Origin of the sequence: Dactylosporangium sp. CA-152071, from assembly GCF_050936335.1 — a bacterium.
Lineage (GTDB): Bacteria > Actinomycetota > Actinomycetes > Mycobacteriales > Micromonosporaceae > Dactylosporangium > Dactylosporangium maewongense.
Map to the genome: position 1 here is coordinate 7,058,913 of NZ_JBNJMZ010000001.1, position 19,164 is coordinate 7,078,076.

Sequence of the window (19,164 nt, forward strand, 5' to 3'; positions counted from 1 at the left end):
AGTCGCGTGGAGACGTATCCGTGCCCGGCGTGCGGTGGCCCGGCCAGTGAGGGCGCCGGTTGCCGCGATTGCGGCCGCCCGCACGACCCCGACGCCGCCGCGCTCGCCCTGTTCCAGCGCACCGTGGCGTCGCTGGAGCAGAAGAAGCGCGACCTGACCGACGACACCCAGAAGCTGCGTCGCCAGCTCGCGCACGCCTCCGCGCAGCGCGACTCCCTGCGCCGCAAGGTCCGGCAGTCCATCGACCAGGAGCAGACCGGCCGCGGCCGCCGCCCCCGGCTGGGGCGCAGCGCGAGGGCCGGCGGCGCGAAGATCGAGAGCACGCCGCCGGTCGCGCGGCAGGTCCAGGGCCCGACGGTGCCGCCGGGGCAGGAGGTGTACTCGCCGCGGGCCCCGCTGGCCCCGGGCGAGACCCGGAGCGAGACCGAGGAGCGCAGACCGGTCGGCGCGACGCGGACGGCACCGCCCCGGACCCGGCTCGCGGCGCTGCCGCAGATGCGCCGCCCACCCGGCGGCGACGGCCCGCACGGCCCGGCCGACGAGCCCGAGGCGACCACCTCCAGCATGCAGGCGTCGGTCCTCGCGCTCGGCGGCCTGCTCCTCGCCGGCGCCGCGATCGTCCTCACCACCGACGCGTTCGGCACCATCGGCACCGCCGGCCGGGTGCTGCTGCTCGCCCTGATCACCGCCGGCGCCCTCGCCCTGCCGCTGATGCTGGTCCGGCGCGGCCTCACCGCCACCGCCGAGACGGTCGCGTCGGTCGCGCTGCTGCTCGTCCTGCTCGACGGCTACGTCCTGCGCTCCGAGGGGCTGCTGGGCGCGGACAAGGTCGAGGGCAGCCTATACACCGGCCTGGTCTGCGCCGCCACCGCCGGCATCGCCGCCGCGTACAGCATGCAGAGCCACCTCATCGCCTCGCGGTACGCCACCCTCATCGCGCTCCAGCCGGTGCTGCCGCTGCTCGCCTACGACTCCATCCGTGGCCCCGCCGGCTGGTCCCTCGCCCTGTCCGGCGTGGCGCTCATCGACCTGGCGTTCGGCGTCGCCCTCGGCCGGTCGGTCCAGCGCCGCATCCGGCAGATCGAGGCCGAGCGCAGCGGCGACGACGGCACCGGGACCGCCCCGGCCGAGGACGCCGAGCAGCACGAGCCGCACACCGTGCAGACCGACCGGTTCGCCGACGCGCTGATGCGCGACGCGGCCTGGGTGCTGTTCGCGGTCACGTTCGGCGCGGCCCTGCTGTGCGCCGCCGCCGCCCTCGCCACCACCGAGGCCCTCGGCGAGACCGTCCGCGCCGCCGCCGTCACCCTCGTCGCCGCCGCGATCGGCGTCGCCGGCTCCCTGTCCTGGCGGCGCGGCGTCCTGCCCGACATCGCGGCCGGCATCGCCACCGTCGCGGTCATCGCCGCGTTCGCGCGGGTCGGCGCCGTCGCGTTCCCCGGCTCCACGCAGCTGTTCCTCGCGCTCGCGGTGGCGCTCGCCGCGGCCGGCGTGCCGTTCCTGCCTGGCGACGCCCGCCGGGGGCCCCGCTACGCGGTCTCCGTCGCGGCCGCCGCCACCACCGCGCTGCTCGTCGTCACCGTGCTGCCGGCGCTCGCCGCGCCGCTGCGGGCGGCGTGGCCGGTGTGGGACGCGGACCTCACGGCGTACCGCGCGGAGGTCGACATGGCCGTCGGCGCCGACGGCTGGCAGTACGTCCTCGCGGTGCTGCTGCTGACCGCCGCGGGCGTGCTCATGCTCAGCGGCCGCACCGAGCCGGTCGACGTGCCGCTCGGCTCGGCCGCCGGACCCGCCGGACGGATCGGCTCGATGTTCCACCGCCGGGTCGAGGTCCGCCCCCAGCCGGCCCCGCCGCCGGGGCTGTGGCCGGGGCCGCTGGGCGGGGCGGAGAGCGGCCCGCGCACCGGCGTCTGGGACGACCCGCGGCCCGGGTCGCCGGCCGCTCCCCGGGCCGGCGCGGCACCGGCGACCAGGGCCAGGGACGTCGCCTTCGTCACCGTCCCCCCGCCGGAGCGCTTCCGCCCCGACGTCGCCGTCGTCGGCGCCGCCCTGATCCTGCTCATCGCGCCCGCCGCGTTCGGCCTGAGCTGGCTGGCGATCCCCGCCCTCACCGTCGCCGGCGCGATCGTCGCCGGGGCGCTCGCCATGCGGGTCCGGGAGGCGCACACCGCGTGGGTCTGCCTCGGCGCCGCGCTGGTCCTCGGCCTGTACGCGGCTGCGGCCGGCCTGGCCCGGCCGGCGTCGACCGCCCTGATCCTGCTCGCCATCTCCGTCGCCGGCGCGGGCATCGCGCTGCTGCCCCGGCCGCACCGCACCGACGCCGAGGGGGAGTACGTCACCCGCAGGGTGGCCGACGCGGGCGCCGGCGGTGCCCTCTTCGCGCTGCCGGGCGCCGCCGCGGCCGGTGCCGCGATCGCCTTCGGCGACCTGCCCGGCGGCGCGACCGTCGTGCTGGTGATGAGCTTCCTCGCGCTCGCGGTGACGCTCGGGTACGCCGCGATCACGCAGGTCGCCCGCGGCGCGCAGAGCCCGCCGCTGCTGATCGGCGCGACCGCCGGCACCGTCGCGGTCGCGATCGCGGTCCTGCGCGCGGACGGCGCCACCACGATCGACCTGGTCATCGGCCTGCTCATGGTGATCGCCGTGGCGATGCTGTGGATGGCGCCCCGGATGGACGACCGGCAGACGTTCGGCGCCGAATTCACCGGCGCCGACGCTGCGGCGGCCGCCGTGACGATCGCCGGGATCGGCGCCGTGGCCAGGGCCGTGTCGCTCGCGTCCGACGGCATCGAGGTCGTGACCCTCGCGCTGCTCGTGTTCGCGGTCGCGGTCGCCGCCCGGACCCTGCCCGACGAGTGGCGCCGCGGCCCGGTCGCCGGCGCCACCACCGTCGGCGTCTGCACGGGCCTGTTCGCCGGCAGCCTGGCCGTCATCGGGGCGGTCGGGGTGATCCGGGCCGCGGACCCGCCGTGGCGCGCCGTCCTCGACGACCGATGGCTGGCCAACGCCCAGCAGCTCGCGACGTACGGGTGGCAGGTCCCCATCGCGCTGCTGCTGCTCGCCGGCGCGGCCGCGATCGCACTGCCGCAGCCGTACGGCGACGACACGGCCGCCTCGGCTGCCGCCCTCGCGGCCATCGGTGCCCCCGTCGGGCTCGGCCTCGGCTGGCAGTCCCCGATGGTCATCGGCTGGATCGCCGCGACCGGGATCGCGGCCTGGGCCGCCACCGCGAAGGGCTGGCGCGGCGCCTACACGCGGCTCGGCGCCGCGCTGGTGGCCGGCATGTTCGCCGCCGGCGCGAGCCTCGTGCGGCCCGGCGCGACCGCGGGCACGCTCGTCGCGCTCGCGGTCAGCGGCGTGGCCATCGCCTGGTTCGCCCGGGCCACCGCGATCCGCCGGGGCGACCCGTCCGACGGCCCGCTCACGTTCGTCGGCGGGTGCGGTGTCGCCGCGGCCCTCTTCGCCTTCGCGGGTGCCGCCGCCGCGGCCGCGGGCGGGCTGCACCCGGGCCAGGCCAGCACCGTGCTCATCGCCGCGCTCGCGACCTCCGCCGTCGGTCTCGCCGCCGCCGCGACCGGGGCCCAGCAGGCACCGGGGTACCTGCCGTACGTGACCGTCGGCGTCGCGGGCGGCGCGACCACCACGGCCGTGGCGGCGCTGATCGTCGAGCGCGACGGCGCCGTCGTCTACGCGGCCGCCGCGGCGCTGCTCGGGGTCCTCGCCGAGCTGCTGCGGGTCACCTGGCAGCCGGGCGTCGCGTGGGTGCCGATGTCCGGCTTCCGCCCGGACAACGCCGGCACGCCCGGCCGGTGGCGGCAGGTCCGGGCACCCCGCGGGTACACCGTCGGCGTCGCCGCGGCGGCCGGCCTGCCCGCGCTCATCGTCGTCGTGTTCGTGGCGCCGGCGGTGTACGCGGCGCTGGCCGGACCGTACAAGTGGATCCAGCGCCCCTGGACGGGCACCGCGCAGACCGCGTCCGACCTCGGCGAGCTCGGCCGCTTCGCGGGCAACGGCACCCACGTGCTCGCCGCGGCGCTGCTCACCATCGCCGGCGCGCTCATGGCGGTCGGTCTCGGCGGCTCGGGGCAGGCCGTCGCCGGTCGCGCCGTCGCGATCGTCGTGCCCAGCGCCGCGCTGACCATGCTGATCGCGCCGGCGGCGCTGCACGCGCCGTGGCCGTGGCAGCCGACGGCGGCGCTGCTGGTCGCCACGATCGCCGGGCTCGGCCTGGCCCTGACGATCCCGCCGGAGGCCGACAGCTCCGACGGCCGGATGCTCATCATCGCCCGCCGGCTCGTCTTCGTCATCGCCGTGCTCGCCGCCGGGGCGGGCGGCGCGGGCAGCCTCGCCACCAAGCAGCAGACGCTGACGTGGCTGGCCGGCTCGATCGTCGTCGGCTCGGTCGCCGGCATCTGGGGGCGCACGCCCAACGGCCGGATGCTCGGCTGGCACGTCGCGGCGTCGACCGCGCAGGGCTTCGCCCTCGCGGCCGGGCTCGCCGCCGGCCTGCCGCTGCGGCAGTGCGCGTTTCCGCTGCTGATCGTCGCGACGATGCTGCTCGTGCTGGGTGCCGCGCTGCCGCGGCTGCGGCCGGGCAACAGCATCAACCGGGAGGCGATGACGATCGAGGCGGCCGGCTACGCCGGCGCGGTCGTCGCGGTCCTGCTCACCCTCGGCTCGGCCGCGCACACCGCGGCCGCCCTCACCGCCCTCGGCGCGGTCCTCGGCCTGTCAGCGGCCCGCAAGGGGCGCAGCGGCCAGCAGCGGGTCATCCTCATCATCGCCGCGTCCGTCGCCGAGCTGATCGCGATCTGGCTGCTGCTCATCACGGTCAAGGTGGCCCTGATCGAGGCGTACACGCTGCCCTTCGCGGTGCTCGCGCTCATCACCGGGCTCCTGGAGATCCGCCGCCGCCCGGAGCTGGGCAGCTGGCTCGCCTACGGGCCGGCCCTCGTCGCGGGCTTCGCGCCGAGCCTCGCGCTCGCGATCGCCAACGAGAACTCCCCGGAGCTGCGCCGCGTCCTTCTGATCCTCGCCGGCGTCATCACCGTCGCGATCGGCGCGGTCCGGCAGCAGAAGGCGCCGGTCGCGGTCGGGTCAGCGGTGACGATCATCGCCACCGTCAACGAGCTGCTGCGCATCGGGCTGCCCGTCTGGATGCTGCTGCTGCTCTTCGGCGGCACCGGCCTGCTGCTCATCACCCTCGGCGCGACCTACGAGCAGCGCCAGCGCCTCGACCGGCTCCGTGGCGTCTATCGCGGCATGCGCTAGGCGCCGCGGCGTGTAGCATCGATGTTTGTGAGTGTGATGTTGGTGTGTGACCAGCATGACTTCGCCTACACGGTGCACGTGGCAGGCTGCGGCGAGATGCGTCGCGCCGGCCGGCTGAGAGCCTGGCGCGAGGACGACGGCGGCCTGCTGGCCGTGCTGACCGTCCGCGGCTCCAATCTGGCGGACGAGTCGGGGGTTGTCGCGGACCAGGTCCGGCTGCGCTTCGTCGGCGAGCGGGTGGATGTCGTGGCGTACGAGCCGGGCTGGTGGGGCGCGGACTTCGCCTACCTGCGCTCGGTCGGCGGCACCCGCTGGGCGCTGCTCGACCCGCGGGTGCTCGCCGACCGGCTCGGCCCTTCGTTCGTCATCGACGACGAGGAGGACACCGCCTCCGGCTACGGCGGCGCCTGACCGCCGGTCAGGCGCCTTCGACCTCGAACTCGTAGATGCGGGTCGCCGGGTCGGTGGTCTGGGTCGGGGTGGTGACGACCAGGCGCACGTAGCGGGCGGTCAGCGGGCCGACCCGGTGGCTGGTGACGCCGTCGGTGTTGGCGGTGACGGTCACCGCGGTCGTCCACGTCGCGCCGTCGGTGCTCACCTGGATGGTGAACGCGCGGGTGTTCAGCGCCTGCGGCTCGCCGCCGGAGGAGGCGTGCCGGACCACGAACCGGCGCACGGTCCTGGCGGCGCCGAGGTCGGCCTGCAGGGTGGCGCCGGCGGCGCCGCTGCACCACTTGCTGTTGCCGGTGATCACGCCGTCGGCGGCCTTCGCCGGGGCCTCCGCCGCGACGCAGGCGGCGCTGCCGGTGACAGTGGCGCCGCGGGCCAGGTTCACGCCCGGGTCGGCGCCGCCCTCGTCGGTGATCGCGATGTCGTCGACGTAGCCGCGGAACGGTCCGGTGCCGGTCGGGCGGTCGAAGCCGACGTCGACGCGGGTGATCGTGCGGCCGGCGAGCCCGCCGAGGCTGACCCGCACCAGGTTCCACTGGTTGACCACGAGGTGGCCGCCCTCGCCCTGGAACTGCGGGTGGGCGCGGACGCCGTACTGGTCGACGGCGCCGGAGTCACGCAACGCGGAGCCGTCGCTGAACTGCAGGTCGACCGCGACGAACGTGCCGGTGGCCTGCTGCGGGTAGATCCAGTAGGACAGCGTCGTGGTCGCGCCGACCGGCAGGTCCGTGGCGAAGATCCGCTGGTAGGAGTAGGACTGGGTGGCGGAGTTGTCGGCGCCGGAGTACATCAGCGCGGCGCTGCCGCTGCGGGCCAGCTCGGCGCGCGGGGAGGACTCCATCGCGGTCAGGGCGCAGCAGTAGCCGCCGACGCCGATGGCCGCGCCGGCGCTGTCCAGCCAGGTCGGCGCGGGGTCGCTCGGCTCGAACGGGGCCCGCAGCAGCGGCCAGTCGCGGCCGTCGCCGAGCACCGGCTCCAGGGCCGTGTACCAGCGCGTGGCCATCTTGGCGTAGCCGGAGTCGTTGGGGTGCAGCGTGTCGTTGAGGTCGGACGCCGCGAGCGTCGACAGGTCGACCAGCCTGGCCCTCGCGCCGCGGGCGCTCACGACACCGGGGACGGCGGCGTTGAACGTGTTGATCCGGGCCTGGATGGTGGCGTCGAGCGCGGGCACGATCTTCGCGACCAGCACGGTGGCGGTGGGGCGCGCGGCGAGGATCTGGTCGATGAGCGAGCCGAGCCGCTGCGGCGCCGTGGCCACCTGGTAGTTCTGGTTCATGTCGTTGGTGCCGATGTGCAGCAGGACCACGTCGGGCTGGTAGGTGGCGAGCCAGCCGTTGGCGCTCGCGGCGATCTGGTCGATGCGCCAGCCCGAGTGCCCCTCGTTGTCGGTGTCCGGCAGGGAGCCGGACCGCTGCGAGCCGACGAAGTCGATGTTGTAGCCCGCGTTGGCGACGAGGCGGTTGTACAGCGGTGCCCGGTAGCTGGACGTGGTCGGGCTGCCCTCGCCCCAGGTGATCGAGTCGCCGAGCGGCATGACCTTGACCGGCCGGGTGGTCACCGCGGCCTGTACAGGTGCGGCGATCGCGGCGATGCAGCTCACCAGGACGGCGGCGAGCACGAGGATCCGGCGCATGCGGGGGCTCCCGGGGGTTCGGGCATTGACGGCTGTGGCGAGTCTCTCCGCGTGATCCGGTTGTGTCAAGAGTTGACAGAACTGCATGCGTGGAGGATCGTCGATGAAAACCGGATGGCGGTCCGGGCCCTTTGCCAGGTTCGGAGGCCGCCGTGCGTGTGCTTGTTGCTGTTGCGTTGGTCTTTGCCGCCGTGGTGGCCGTTCCCTCGACCGCCGAGGCCGCGACCGTCGTCTGCAACCGTTACTGCGACGGGCGCGACGCCGCGCTCGCCCCTTCGGACCGGCAGACGGTGGGCAGCACCCTGTACGGGCGGCGCTTCACCATGCATCTCAACGACACCGACGCGATGGCCTGGGCGAGCCTCGACAACGGCAAGGCCGGCGACGAGGTCTGGATGGACCGGTCCTTCGACGGCGGCCGCACCTGGGTCGACAGCCGCATCGGCTACGCCACCGTGCCCGCCGGCGCCACCGCGCGGCGGACCGCGCAGTTCAACGTCGACAACTGGGCGGCGAACGGGGTCGGCGCGCTGCGCGCCTGCGGCAAGGCCGGTGACCGCCCCGAACTGACCTGCACGGCGTGGACCCGCAGCACCTGGAACGCGTGGGACCGGCGTACCGCGGCCGCCACCGCCCTCATGATGCAGTACAACCTCCCGACGGGGTTGTTCGGCAACAACGACTGGTGGACCTCGGCGAACGCGCTCACGGCCGTCATCGACAACAGCCGCCGGTCGGGGATGGGCAGCTACCGGTACGCCATCGCCAACACCTACGACAAGCAGGTCAACGCCAAGCTCGGCCAGTTCCGCAACGAGTACCTCGACGACACGGGCTGGTGGGCCCTGGCGTGGGTGGCCGCCTACGACGCGACCGGCGACAGCCGCTACCTGAACACCGCCCGGGCCGGCGCCGACCACATGTACGCCTACTGGGACACCCGCTGCGGCGGCGGGGTCTGGTGGAAGACGGACCGGCTGGTCAAGAATGCCATCGAGAACAGCCTCTACATCCAGCTCAACGCGGCGCTGTCGCTGCGCATCCCGGGCGACACGGTCTACCGCGGGCGGGCGCAGGCGGGCTGGACGTGGTTCCAGAGCACCGGGATGGTCAACGGGTCGAACCTCGTCAACGACGGGATCAGCCTCAGCACCTGCCGCAATAACGGGTCCGTCACGTGGACCTACAACCAGGGCGTGCTGATGAACGCGCTGGTGCAGCTCAACCGCCTCACGGGCGACGCCGCCGCCCTGGCCACGGCGCGGCGGATCGGGGACGCGCTGGTCGCGAGCACGTATCTGTCGCCGGGCGGCATCCTGCGTGAGCCGAACGAGAGCAGCACCTGCGCCGGGGACGGGGTCTCGTTCAAGGGCGCCGCCGTGCGCGGCCTGGGCGTGTTGAACGCGGCCGCCGGCGGGGCCTACAACGCCTATCTGCAGCGCAACGCGGACAGCGCCTATGCGAACGATCGGGACACGTTGGACGCTTACGGCAGTCACTGGGCCGGGCCGCGGACCGCTTCCAACCACAGCTGCCAGCACAGCGCGGTGGATCTGCTCAACGCCGCTCCGTAGTTTTCTCTCGTGGTCGTGAACCGGTCGGCGGGGTCGATCCGATGATGAGGTGTGAGGGTTCAGTCTGACGCCGATCTGCTCGCCTTGGCCGCCGCCGGGGACAGGGCGGCGTTCGAGGAGTTCTATCGGCGGCACGCCGTCTGGTTGACGTTGCGGCTGCGGTACCGGTGTGCCGACGAGACTTTGATCGACGACGTCGTCCAGGAGACGTTCCTCGAGCTGTGGCACGGCGGCGCCGCCCGCTACCGCGAGCAGGGCGACGTCGCCGGCTGGCTGTGGCGGATCGGCTCGCGGCGCCTGGTCGACGCGCTGCGCCGCACCAGTGCCCGGCATCGGCTCGGCCGGCTCCTCGCCAGGTTCCGCGGCGGTGAGGAGCCCGCGGAGCCTTCGGCCGAGGAGCAGGTGCTGCGAGGCGTCGAGCACGGTGACCTCGCCGGCGCCCTTTCGCGGCTCTCCCCGGAGCTGCGCGCCGTCGTCCAGGCCACGGTCCTGGACGGGCTCACCACCGCCGAGGCCGCCGTGCTGCTCGGCATCCCGCCCGGCACGGTCAAGACGCGGGCGATGCGGGCCCGCCGGCAACTACGGCAGGAGCTGGCATGAGCGGGCAGCGGAGCGGCTCGGCCCGTTCATCGGGATGGCAGGTTGGCTCAGGCTGGCGCCGGAGCGCAGCGGGGGTGACGGCATGAGCGGGCAGCGGAGCGGCTCGGCCCGCTCATCGGGATGGCAGGTTGGCTCAGGCTGGCGCCGGAGCGCGGCGGAGGTGGCGGCGTGAGCGGGCAGCGGAGCGGCTCGGCCCGTTCATCGGGATGGCAGGTTGGCTCAGGCTGGCGCCGGAGCGCAGCGGAGGTGACGGCATGAGCGGGCCTTTGGAGCGGAGTGGGGGTGGCGGCATGGGTCGTTCCGATGTCTGGCATCTGCAGGACTCCGACGTGCGGGCGTATGCCGGCGGCGGGCTCGCCGGGCCGCTGCTCTGGTCGGTGGAGGCGCACCTCGGCGCGTGCGCGGCGTGCCGCTCGCGGCTCACCGCCGTCGCGGATCCGCGGCTCGTCGACGACGGCTGGGCCCGCCTCGACGCCTCCCTCGACGCGCCCGTGCCCGGGCCGGTCGAGCGGCTCCTGCTGCTGCTCCGCGTGCCCGACCACACCGCCAGGCTGCTCGCCGCGACCCCGGCGCTGCGGCTGTCGTGGCTCGTCGCGATCACCCTGACCCTGGCGATGACGGCCACGGTCGCCCGGCTCGCCGACCCGCTCGTGTTCCTCGCCGGCGCGCCGCTGCTGCCGCTGCTCGGCGTGGCCGTGTCGTTCGGGCCCGGCATCGACCCCACGTATGAGGTGGCCCTCGTCGCGCCGATGCAGTCGTTCCGGCTGCTCCTGCTGCGCTGCGCCGCCGTCGTCTCCGTCACCACCGTGCTGTGCGCCCTCGCGAGCCTGGCGGTGCCCGGCGCCGGCCCCGGCGCGGCCGGCTGGTTCCTGCCGTCGCTCGCGCTGACGGTGCTCACGCTCCTGCTCGCCCCGCGCCTCGGCACGGTCACCGCGGCCGTCGTCGCCGGCGTCGGCTGGGGCGGCCTCGTCGCCGCCGCGGCGGGCGTCCTCTTCACCGCCGCCGGCCAGGCCGGCACCGCACTCGCCGTCGCCCTCGCCGTCGGGCTCCTCGCCCGGCGGGCGGCGACCTTCGACACCGACTCCAGGAGGCTCCGATGAGCATCGACGCGGCCAGAACACGCCGCCCCGACGGCACCGCCGGCGCCGTGCGGGCCGAAGGCCTGACCCTGCGGTATGGGCGCAAGACCGCCCTCGACGGCGTCACGCTCACCCTCGGCACCGGCGTCACCGGGCTGCTCGGCCCCAACGGCGCCGGCAAGACCACCCTCCTGCGGATCGTCGCCACCGCGCTCGACCCCGACGAGGGCTCGCTGCGCGTCCTCGGCCACGACCCGCTCACCGGGCCGGGGCGGCTCGCCGTGCGGCGCCGCCTCGGGTATCTGCCCCAGGACCCCGGCTTCCACCCGGGCTTCACCGCATTCGAGTTCGTCGACTACGTCGCGATCCTCAAGGAGCTGACCCACCGCGGCGACCGCCACGCCGAGGTCCGCCGGGTCCTCGCCGCCGTCGGCCTCGACGACCAGCGCCGCACCCGCATCAAGGCGCTGTCCGGCGGCATGCGCCAGCGGGTCGCGCTCGCCGCCGCCCTCGTCGGCGACCCCGACCTGCTCATCCTCGACGAGCCGACCGTCGGGCTCGACCCGCAGCAGCGGATGCGCTTCCGCGAGCTCTTCGCCGACCTCGGCGAGGACCGGGCCGTGCTGCTGTCGACGCACCAGACCGAGGACGTCATGTCCCTGTGCCGCGAGGTCGTCGTCATCGACCGTGGCACCGTCCGCTTCTCCGGCACGCCCGCCGCCCTCGCCGCCCTCGCCGACGGCCGGGTGTGGACCAGCGCCACCCGCGAGCCCGGCGCCCTCGCCTCCTGGCGCACCGGCACCGGCCTGCACCGTCACGTCGGCGACCCGCCGCCCGGCGCCGAGCTGCTCCCACCCACGATCGAGGACGGATATCTCATGCTCGTCGACGTCGGCGGTGCGTCATGACGGCCGTGCTCGCACCTGTCGAGGGCGTGGTGCGGGTGCCGTGGCGCCGGGCGATGCTGGCCCTGGCCCGGATCGAGGCGGTCCGCTTCGCCCGGCACCCGCTGACCCTCGTCGCCGTGCTGCTGTTCGTGTCCCCGTGGGTGTACGACCTCGTCACCGGCTCCACCGACCGCTATCCGGTGCTCCACGACAAGGTCGTCGGCCTGCAGCTGTCGGGGCTGTTCATCCTCGGCGGCGGCGCCCTCGTCGTCGCCAACCTCAACGCGCTGCGCGCCCACCGCCACCGCACCGACGCCCTCTATTCGGTGCTCGTCCTGCCGGACCCGTGGCGCACCGCGGCGTTCCTGCTCGCCCCGCTGCCCTACGCGGCCGGCGTCACCCTGCTGGCCGCCGCGCGGATCGGCGCCCTCGCGCTGCTGCCCGGCGCCGCCGGCCGCCCCGACCCGGCCGAGCTCGCCCTGATCCCGGTCCTCGTCGCGCTCCTCGCCGCGACCGGCGTGCTGCTCGCCAAGCTGGTCCGCTCCGCCGTCGTGGCGCCCCTGGCGATGTTCGCCTTCGCCGTGGCCGCGTTCACCGTCCTGGTCGCCGCCGCCAGGGGCAACGCGGCCCTGCGCCTGCTCCAGCCGGTCATGTTCGGCGACCTGCCCTTCGCCCTGCCGGCCGACCTGGTCGACCGGCCGTCGCTGCGACACCTCGGATACGTGGCGGGCCTCGCCGGTCTCGTCGCCGTCGCCGCCCTGTTCCGCTCCGGCGCCCGCGGCCGCCCGGTGACCGTGGCCGCGGTGCTCGTCTCGCTCGTCGCCGCCGCTGCCGGCGCCGCCCAGTTCCACACCGACGACGCCCTGCGCCGCGCCGCCGTCACCGCCACCGACAACCCCGCCGCCCAGCAGACCTGCCACCGCCGCGGCGGCGTCACGTACTGCGTCTTCGCCGACTTCACGGCCTGGATCCCCGGCTGGGAGGCGGTGCTGCAGGGCGTCCGCCGCGCCGTCCCCGCCGTCACCGGCCCACCCCTCGCCGTCCGCCAGCGCGTCTGGGCCCACGGCTACCCGACCGGCGGCTCCACCAGCAGCTCCGCCGACGAGACCGGCCGCAACACCGCCTGGGAGCGCGTCTCGGAGGCCGCCGGCACCCCGGCGGTGATCCCGGTCGGCACCCGCTGGGGCGACGACACCTCCGAGGCAGTCTTCGCCGCCGCCGCCGCGCACCGCCTCATGACCGGCAGCGCGTTCACCCCCTCCAGCATGGTCTGCGGCGCCCGCGGCGCGCTGCTCGTGTGGCTCGTCGGCCAGTCGACCCCCGCGACCGCCCGAGGGCTGCGGAAGCTGGACGCCGCCAGCTCCGGCGGCCTCGCCTTCGTGGACGACACGACCCTCATGGGCATGGTCGTCCCCGACCGCGACGCCGCGCCGGGCCTCAGCGCCCTGCGGCGTCCCCCAGCCGAGGTCGGTGCCCTGGTCACCGCGCACTGGACCGAGCTGACCGACCCCGCCACCCCGGCGGACCGCTTCGCCGCGCTCATGGGCGTGCCGATCGCCCCGGAGCAACCCGAGGAGGAGCGCACCGTATGCACCGCCTGACCGCCGCCGGGCCACGCCGCCCTCCGGCCACCGACCGCCGCCGGGTCGATCCGATCGTCCGCACTCCCCGCGGCGGCACGGTCGCCACTTCCCGCGGTGATGTGGTCGCCCCTTCCCGCGGCGGTGCAGTCGCGGCTTCCCGCAGTGACACGGTTGCGGCTTCCTGCGGTGGTGTGGTTGCGGCTTGCCGTGGTGGTGTGGTCGTGGGGCGCGTGGCGGGTCCGGCATGAGGTGGCCCGCTCTTGTCCGGCCGACCCTCCGGGCGATCCGCTGGAGTCCGGTGCTCGGTGCGATGGCGGCCGGTCTCGCGATCGTCAGCGTTCCCGCGGCGATGACGGTGACCCTCACGGCCGACAACCTGGCCGCCCTGCTGCGCCTGGCCACCGCCTGTGCCGCCGTCGGTCTGGCGTTCCTCTACGACGACCCCGCCAAGCCCACCACCGCCACCGCGCCGGCTCCCGCCTGGCACGGGGTCGCGATCCGCACCGCCATCGGCAGTGCCGTCCTGGCCGCGTGGTGGGCGGCGGCGCTCGCCGTCACGCTCGCCGGCGCCCAGGACGGCACCGGTGACCTTCTTCCGCTGCGGGCCCTGACCCTGGAGGCGGCGGCGATCGGCGCCCTCGGCCCGGCCGCCGCCGTCCTCGCCTGGCGGCTGGCGCCGCGCGGCGTGGCCAGCCCCACCGCGGCACCCGCCGTCCTGGTCGCCCTCGCCGCGCTGGCCTTCGCCCCGCGCTCGGCGGCGTTCTTCGTCAGCGTCGACGGGCCCGACTGGACCGGCGCCCACCAGCGCCTGGCCGCCGTGCTCGCCGCCGCCTGCCTCACCACGGTCGTCGCCGCGGTGCCGTTCCTGCCCCGCCGCTCCTTCACCTGGTCGGGGTCCGGGGCCACGCGGGCATCCGATCGGCCGGCCGCACCTATGCGGCGCGGACGTGGCCGTCGGTGACGTGCCAGCGGTGGTCGAAGCCGACGTTGCGGGCGAAGTACTCGTCATGGGTGATTATGACGAGGGTGCCCTGGTAGGCGCGCAACGCCTCCTCGACGACGTCGATGGCCTCGAAGTCGAGGAAGTTGGTGGGTTCGTCGAGGAAGAGGACCTGCGCGCCGGTGTTGACGATGACGGCGAGGAGCAGCCGGCGCAGCTCACCGGCACTGAGGTCGCGCAGGCGGCGGTCCCACTCGTCGGGGCCGAAGAGGTGGGCATCGAGGAGGGATTCGGCCTCATCGACGTACACCGGCACCCTCGAACGGAAGAATCCCAGCACCGTGCGGTCATCGCGGCGCAGGTCGTCATGGGTCTGGGGGAGGACGGCGACGTCGGCGGCGGTGGTGACCGTGCCCGCGTCGGTGGGGAGCCGGCCGGACAGGGCGCGCAGCAGGGTGGTCTTGCCGGCGCCGTTGGGGCCGGTGACCAGGACGCGGCCGTGGACGTCGAGCGAGACGTCGTCCAGGACGCGCCGCGCGCCGAGCTTGACCGTGAGCCCGCGGGCGCTCACCACGGACTCCGCGGCTTCTGGGGGCTCCGGAGCCACAGGGAACGCGAGGGTGAGCGGTGGGCGGGTGGACGGCTCGGCGATCCAGCGCGCGGAGGTGAGTTGCCGGGTCAGGCGGCGTTCGCGGGCCTTGGCCTTCTTGGCGACCTTCTTCGCGTACCGGCGGATCTTGTCGGACCCGAGCCCCGACCGTACCGACTCCTCGACGCCGCGGGCCTGGTCCTTGGTGCTCGCGATGTCGGCCTCGAGCCGGCGGCGGAACTTCTCCTGCGCCTCGTGGTCGAGCAGGAGCTTCTGCCAGCGGCGGGTCTTCTCGGCGCGGTAGTCGGTGTAGCCGCCCTCGTACCACTGCGGGGTGGTGTGGATGCCGTCGAGCTCGACGATCCGGGTCACCGTGCGGTCGAGGAACGCCCGGTCGTGCGTGACGACCAGGACCGCGCCGCGGAACGCCGCGAGGAAGCCGCCGAGCCACGCGGTGCCGGCGGCGTCGAGGTGGTTCGTCGGCTCGTCGAGAATCAGCACGTCAGGCGTCGCGAGCAGGACGCGGGCGAGCATCAGCCGGGCCTGCTCGCCGCCGCTGACCTCGCCGACCGGCAGGTCGTCGGGCAGGTGTGCGATGTCGAGCCGCTCGCGCACCTCGGCCCGGCGCTGCGGTGCCGACCAGCCTTCCAGGGCCAGCCAGCGCTCCTGGACCTGCCCGTACTCCTCGAGGACCGCGGCGTCGTCCGCTATGCGTGTCTCGAGCGCCCGCATCCGGCGCGCGAGGTGGTCGGCTTCGCCGTCGCTCAGGAAGGAGAGAACGGAGATATCCGGATCCGGGACCTGCTGGGCGAAGTACCCGATGCGGCGCCGCGGTGCGAGGCTGACGTGCCCGCTCGTCGGCTTCTCGGCCCCGGTCAGCAACCGCAGCAGCGTGGTCTTCCCGGCGCCGTTGGGCCCGACGAGCCCGAGCCGGTCACCGGCGTTCAGGGTGAAGTCGACGCCTTCGAACAGCAGCTCGGCGTCGTAATGCTTGGACAAAGAAACAGCGCGTAGCAAGGTGGCCTCGCAGCGGGAGTGTGAGCGGACGGGAACGTCACCCGGCCCGTCCCCTGCGCGGGGTCCAGGTCAGGCGGTCAGCACGTCCTGCGAATCACACGGATGCATCGTCGCGCATCTCGTCCCGGCACCGCCACCGAATTACGACCGAGGGCCGCCTCCTCGAAAGGTGACGGCCCTCGGTGCGCCTGCTGCTCAGGTGCGGTCTGCTCAGGTGCGGTCGCGGGGTGGTGCGGCCCACGGAGACGTCGGCGGCTCGTCGTCGCCGTGTTCGGAAGCGGCGGCCCGCTCGGCGGTGAGCCGCTCGAGCTCGGCCTGCGCGTTGGCCCGCCGCTCCGCCTCGCCCCGTGCGAACGCCGCCCGCCGCTCCGCCTGCTCCGCCGCGCTCGGCGCGCCGAGCCTGGTGGTCACGTCCGGGTCGACGGGTCCGATGCGGGTCGTCGCCTGCTGGTCCTGGTCCGCGTCCGTCCCGGTCGCCGGCTCCTGGACGGGGTCGGTGGCCCGCATCGGCATGAACCGGGTCGTCGCGCCCTCGTCGACGCTCCCGCCGACGGTCGGGTGCTCACCGGTCTCGTTCTGCGCGGCGTGCCGCGGCCGGGACGGGCGGTTGGGGTGGAGCGCTTCGGTCTCCTCCTCGCGGACGCCCCGCCGCCCGGCGCTGAACCCGTCGAACGACGGCCCCGCCAGGATCGACGTCTCCCGCACCACGTCGGGCCGCGCCGCCCGCGACGGCAACGCCTCACCACTGCCGGCGGCCGGCGTCTGCTGCGTGATGCCGAACGGCTCGGTGGCCGGCTCGCTCGCGCTGGGCCGCCCGTACCTGGTCTGCGGCACCTCCGGCGATGGAGCCACCGACTCGGACGCAGGACGCAACGGCCCCCCACCCTCGTGCGGCGTGACAGGCGCGCCCAACGGCCGGGTCGGCAACTCGTCGCCGTCCTCCGCCAGCCCGCCGGGCGCCCCGGCCCAAGGCGTGCCCCCGGCCGCGGGCGGCGCGGATGCAGGCCCGGCCGCGGGCGGTGCCGACGCGGGACCAGCGGTGTGCCCGAACTGCGCTGCGGGCGGTGCGGATGCCGGCCCAGTCGCGGGTGGCGCTGAGGCGGGACCGGCCGACGGCGGTGCTGACGCGGGCCCGGCCACGGTGTGCCCGAACTGCGGCGCAGGCGGTGCGGAAGCAGGCCCGGCCGCAGGAGGCGCGGACGCCGGCCCGGAGAACTGCGGTGCGGATGCGGACCCGGCCGCGGGCTGCCCGAACTGTGGCGCGGACGGTGCGGACGCGGGTGCGGAGAACTGCGGTGCCGCCGGCGACGCCGCGGGACCGGACCCGGCCTGCCCGAACGGCGAAGCCTGCGGCGCGGACGAGGGCCCAGACGCGGGCGGAGCCGACGCGGGTCCCGAAGCCGGAGGAGCGAACGGCGCGGGCGGTGCTGATGCGGGCCCGGCGGGGGACTGCCCGAACGGTGCGGGCGGTGCTGATGCGGGACCGGCCGTCGGTGGTGCGTACGGCGCGGGCGGTGCGGCTGCGGGCCCGGCGGAAGGCTGCCCGAACGGTGCAGGCGGTGCGGATGCGGGCTGCCCGAACTGCGCGGGCGGTGCCGAGGCGGGGCCGGCCGTCGGTGGTGCGAACGGCGCGGGTGGCGCGGACGCGGGACCGGCGGAGGGCTGCCCGGAGTGCGTGGGCGGTGCGGACGCGGGCTGTCCGAACTGCGCGGGCGCGGGGCCGGCCGGCTGGCCGAACTGGGCCGGTGGTGCGGACGCCTGGCCGGGTGCGGGCGGTGCGGACGCGGGGCCGGACGTGGGAGGTGCGAACGGCGCCGGCGGGGCGGATGCGGGCTGGCCGAACTGGGGCGCGGGCGGTGCCGAGGCAGGACGGGGCGCGCCCGGGGGAGCGAACGGCGGCGTCTGCGCACCCTGGCCGGCGGCCGGGCGGAACTGGGTCGCGGAGCCCGGGGCGGGCGCGCCCCCGGGCGGGAACGGCCCAGGCGGCGGCGAACCCTGCGGGGCGGCCGGAGCCGGCGGTCCACCCCGGCCACCGAGCGACGGCGGGAACGGGCCGGGCGGGGTGGCCGGCGCGGCCTGCCCACCCGGGGTCCCGGCGCCGTGAGCGGCGGCCGGCGGCTGCGCGACCGGCGCTGCGGTGGAGGACGGCTGCGTCAGCGGGGGCTGCCCGGCGAGCGGGGCCGCGTAAGGCTGCCCAGGGGCCGGGGGTGCCGAGTGAGGCTGCCCAGGGGCCGGCGGGGCGGAAAAAGGCTGCGCGGGATACGACTGCCCAGGGGCCGGCGGTGCTGAATGGGGCTGTGCAGGGGCCGGCGGAGACGAGAAGGGCTGCGCGGGGTACGGCTGCCCAGCGGCCGGCGGCGCCGAATGGGGGTGCGCGGGGGCCGGCGGGGCGGAGGAAGGCTGACCAGGGGCCGGCGGCGCCGAGTAGGGCTGCCCAGCGGCCGGCGGGGCGGAGGACGGCTGGGGAGAAGAGGGCTGGGCGGCGATCGAGTCCGGGGTGAGCCACGACGGGCCGGTGCTGCTGCCGGGCGCCGAGACCGGGGCCGGGCCGCCCTGCTGGCCGGGGTGCCCACCGGCGGGGGGCTGCGCGGCGAACCCAGGAGCCGGCGCCCCGCCCGCCGCGGGGGGCTGCGCGCCGAAGCCAGGCGCGGCCGGCTTCGAAAGCACCGGCGGAACAGACGCCGGTGGGGCAGAGGACGGCGAGGCAGAGAACGGCGGGGCGGACGACACCGGGGGCGCGGAGGTCACCGGAGGCGGGTACGACCCAGCGCCGGACACCGGAGCGGCGAAGTGCGACACCGGAGGGTGGCCGGCGGCGGGGCGGCCCACCGGCGGCACGGGCTGCGTCGCGTCGGAAGGCAGGCCCGGCGAACCGGCCGGAGTGGCCCCATAGGTGGGCAGGACGGAGGTGGCGCCGGAGCTCGGCGTACCAGAGCCGCTGCCGCCACCGGAGGAGGCCTGCGCGCCATACGGCGGCAGCACCGACGTGGCACCGGCGGCGGACGGGAACTCGGTGGTGCGGGAGCCGGGGTGCGCCGCGGTCGGGCCCTGGCCCAGGGGGAACTCGTGCGGGTCGAGGGGTTCGCCGCCGGTGGCGACGACCGGGGCGGTCAAGGGCCACGCGCGCCAGCGTTTGACGCTCGCGGCGGCGACCAGCAGGGCCATGCCCAGGACGGCGGTCGTGCCGTTGAGGATGGGCAGCTGCAGGTTGATCGTCAGGCCGGCGAGCTTGTAGTCGGCGGGCAGGCCGTCCAGGGCGCCGAGCGGGTCGATGAAGAGGCTCACGTAGGTGCCGAGCAGCGCCAGGCCGGCGACGATCGGGCCGACGGGGGAGATGCGCAGAGTGGCGATGAGGCCCAGGACCAGGCCGGCGCCCAGGAGGTATGCGGCGGGCACGATGAGGTCGACGCTGTCGAAGGCGCCGCGCTCCACCCACTTCGTCACCGTTTCAGTGGATTTCTGCTGGCCGAGGGCGATCAGCAGCCACGCGATCGGGGCGATCAACATCCCCGCGATCAGGCTTCCCACGTGTCGCATGGTT

General features: G+C 75.6%; 11 protein-coding genes. 8 read left to right on the plus strand and 3 right to left on the minus strand.

All coding sequences use genetic code 11. From position 1 onward, the window contains the following. The first annotated feature begins 6 nt into the window (after window positions 1-6). Both ACQEVZ_RS31770 and ACQEVZ_RS31775 read left to right on the plus strand, forming a co-directional pair. Complete coding sequence (locus ACQEVZ_RS31770) at window positions 7-5,271, plus strand: SCO7613 C-terminal domain-containing membrane protein (protein ID WP_433373275.1); 5,265 nt, start codon at window positions 7-9, stop codon at window positions 5,269-5,271. 27 nt (window positions 5,272-5,298) lie between these two features. After that, window positions 5,299-5,682, plus strand: coding sequence for a hypothetical protein (locus tag ACQEVZ_RS31775; protein WP_433373278.1), 384 nt, complete (start codon window positions 5,299-5,301; stop codon window positions 5,680-5,682). A gap of 7 nt (window positions 5,683-5,689) precedes the next feature. Here the strand turns inward: ACQEVZ_RS31775 and ACQEVZ_RS31780 are convergent, their stop codons facing one another. Then, a complete protein-coding gene (locus tag ACQEVZ_RS31780) occupies window positions 5,690-7,354 on the minus strand; it encodes a GDSL-type esterase/lipase family protein (protein ID WP_433373281.1) in 1,665 nt (554 codons plus the stop codon). A 191-nt stretch (window positions 7,355-7,545) separates the two neighbouring features. Here ACQEVZ_RS31780 and ACQEVZ_RS31785 point away from each other — a divergent pair, with 191 nt between their 5' ends. The 6 genes from ACQEVZ_RS31785 to ACQEVZ_RS31810 all read left to right on the plus strand — a co-directional run bounded on the left by ACQEVZ_RS31785 (window position 7,546) and on the right by ACQEVZ_RS31810 (window position 14,038). Next, window positions 7,546-8,928, plus strand: coding sequence for a glycoside hydrolase family 76 protein (locus ACQEVZ_RS31785; RefSeq protein ID WP_433373284.1), 1,383 nt, complete (start codon window positions 7,546-7,548; stop codon window positions 8,926-8,928). Between the two features lie 51 nt (window positions 8,929-8,979). After that, entirely contained in the window at window positions 8,980-9,528 is a 549-nt protein-coding gene (locus ACQEVZ_RS31790) for an RNA polymerase sigma factor (RefSeq protein ID WP_344501664.1), read from the plus strand. Window positions 9,529-9,818: 290 nt separating this feature from the next. Further along, entirely contained in the window at window positions 9,819-10,628 is an 810-nt protein-coding gene (locus ACQEVZ_RS31795) for a hypothetical protein (RefSeq protein WP_433373288.1), read from the plus strand. Beyond that, window positions 10,625-11,515: an ABC transporter ATP-binding protein gene (locus tag ACQEVZ_RS31800; protein ID WP_433373291.1), complete on the plus strand. Its 891-nt coding sequence runs from the start codon at window positions 10,625-10,627 to the stop codon at window positions 11,513-11,515. The genes ACQEVZ_RS31795 and ACQEVZ_RS31800 overlap by 4 nt, the downstream gene beginning before the upstream one ends. Further along, window positions 11,512-13,095: a hypothetical protein gene (locus tag ACQEVZ_RS31805; RefSeq protein ID WP_433373294.1), complete on the plus strand. Its 1,584-nt coding sequence runs from the start codon at window positions 11,512-11,514 to the stop codon at window positions 13,093-13,095. The genes ACQEVZ_RS31800 and ACQEVZ_RS31805 overlap by 4 nt, the downstream gene beginning before the upstream one ends. Window positions 13,096-13,387: 292 nt before the next feature. Continuing rightward, entirely contained in the window at window positions 13,388-14,038 is a 651-nt protein-coding gene (locus ACQEVZ_RS31810; RefSeq protein WP_433373297.1) for a hypothetical protein, read from the plus strand. On the opposite strand, the gene ACQEVZ_RS31815 is transcribed toward ACQEVZ_RS31810, so the two are convergent. Beyond that, window positions 14,010-15,605 carry an ABC-F family ATP-binding cassette domain-containing protein gene (locus ACQEVZ_RS31815; protein WP_433373300.1) on the minus strand — a complete coding sequence of 532 codons (1,596 nt, stop codon included), beginning with the start codon at window positions 15,603-15,605 and terminating at the stop codon, window positions 14,010-14,012. The two genes, ACQEVZ_RS31810 and ACQEVZ_RS31815, sit on opposite strands and share 29 nt — an antisense overlap. A gap of 228 nt (window positions 15,606-15,833) precedes the next feature. Beyond that, on the minus strand, window positions 15,834-19,160 hold the full coding sequence (locus tag ACQEVZ_RS31820; RefSeq protein WP_433373303.1) for a hypothetical protein: 3,327 nt from the start codon (window positions 19,158-19,160) through the stop codon (window positions 15,834-15,836). Window positions 19,161-19,164 lie beyond the last annotated feature (4 nt).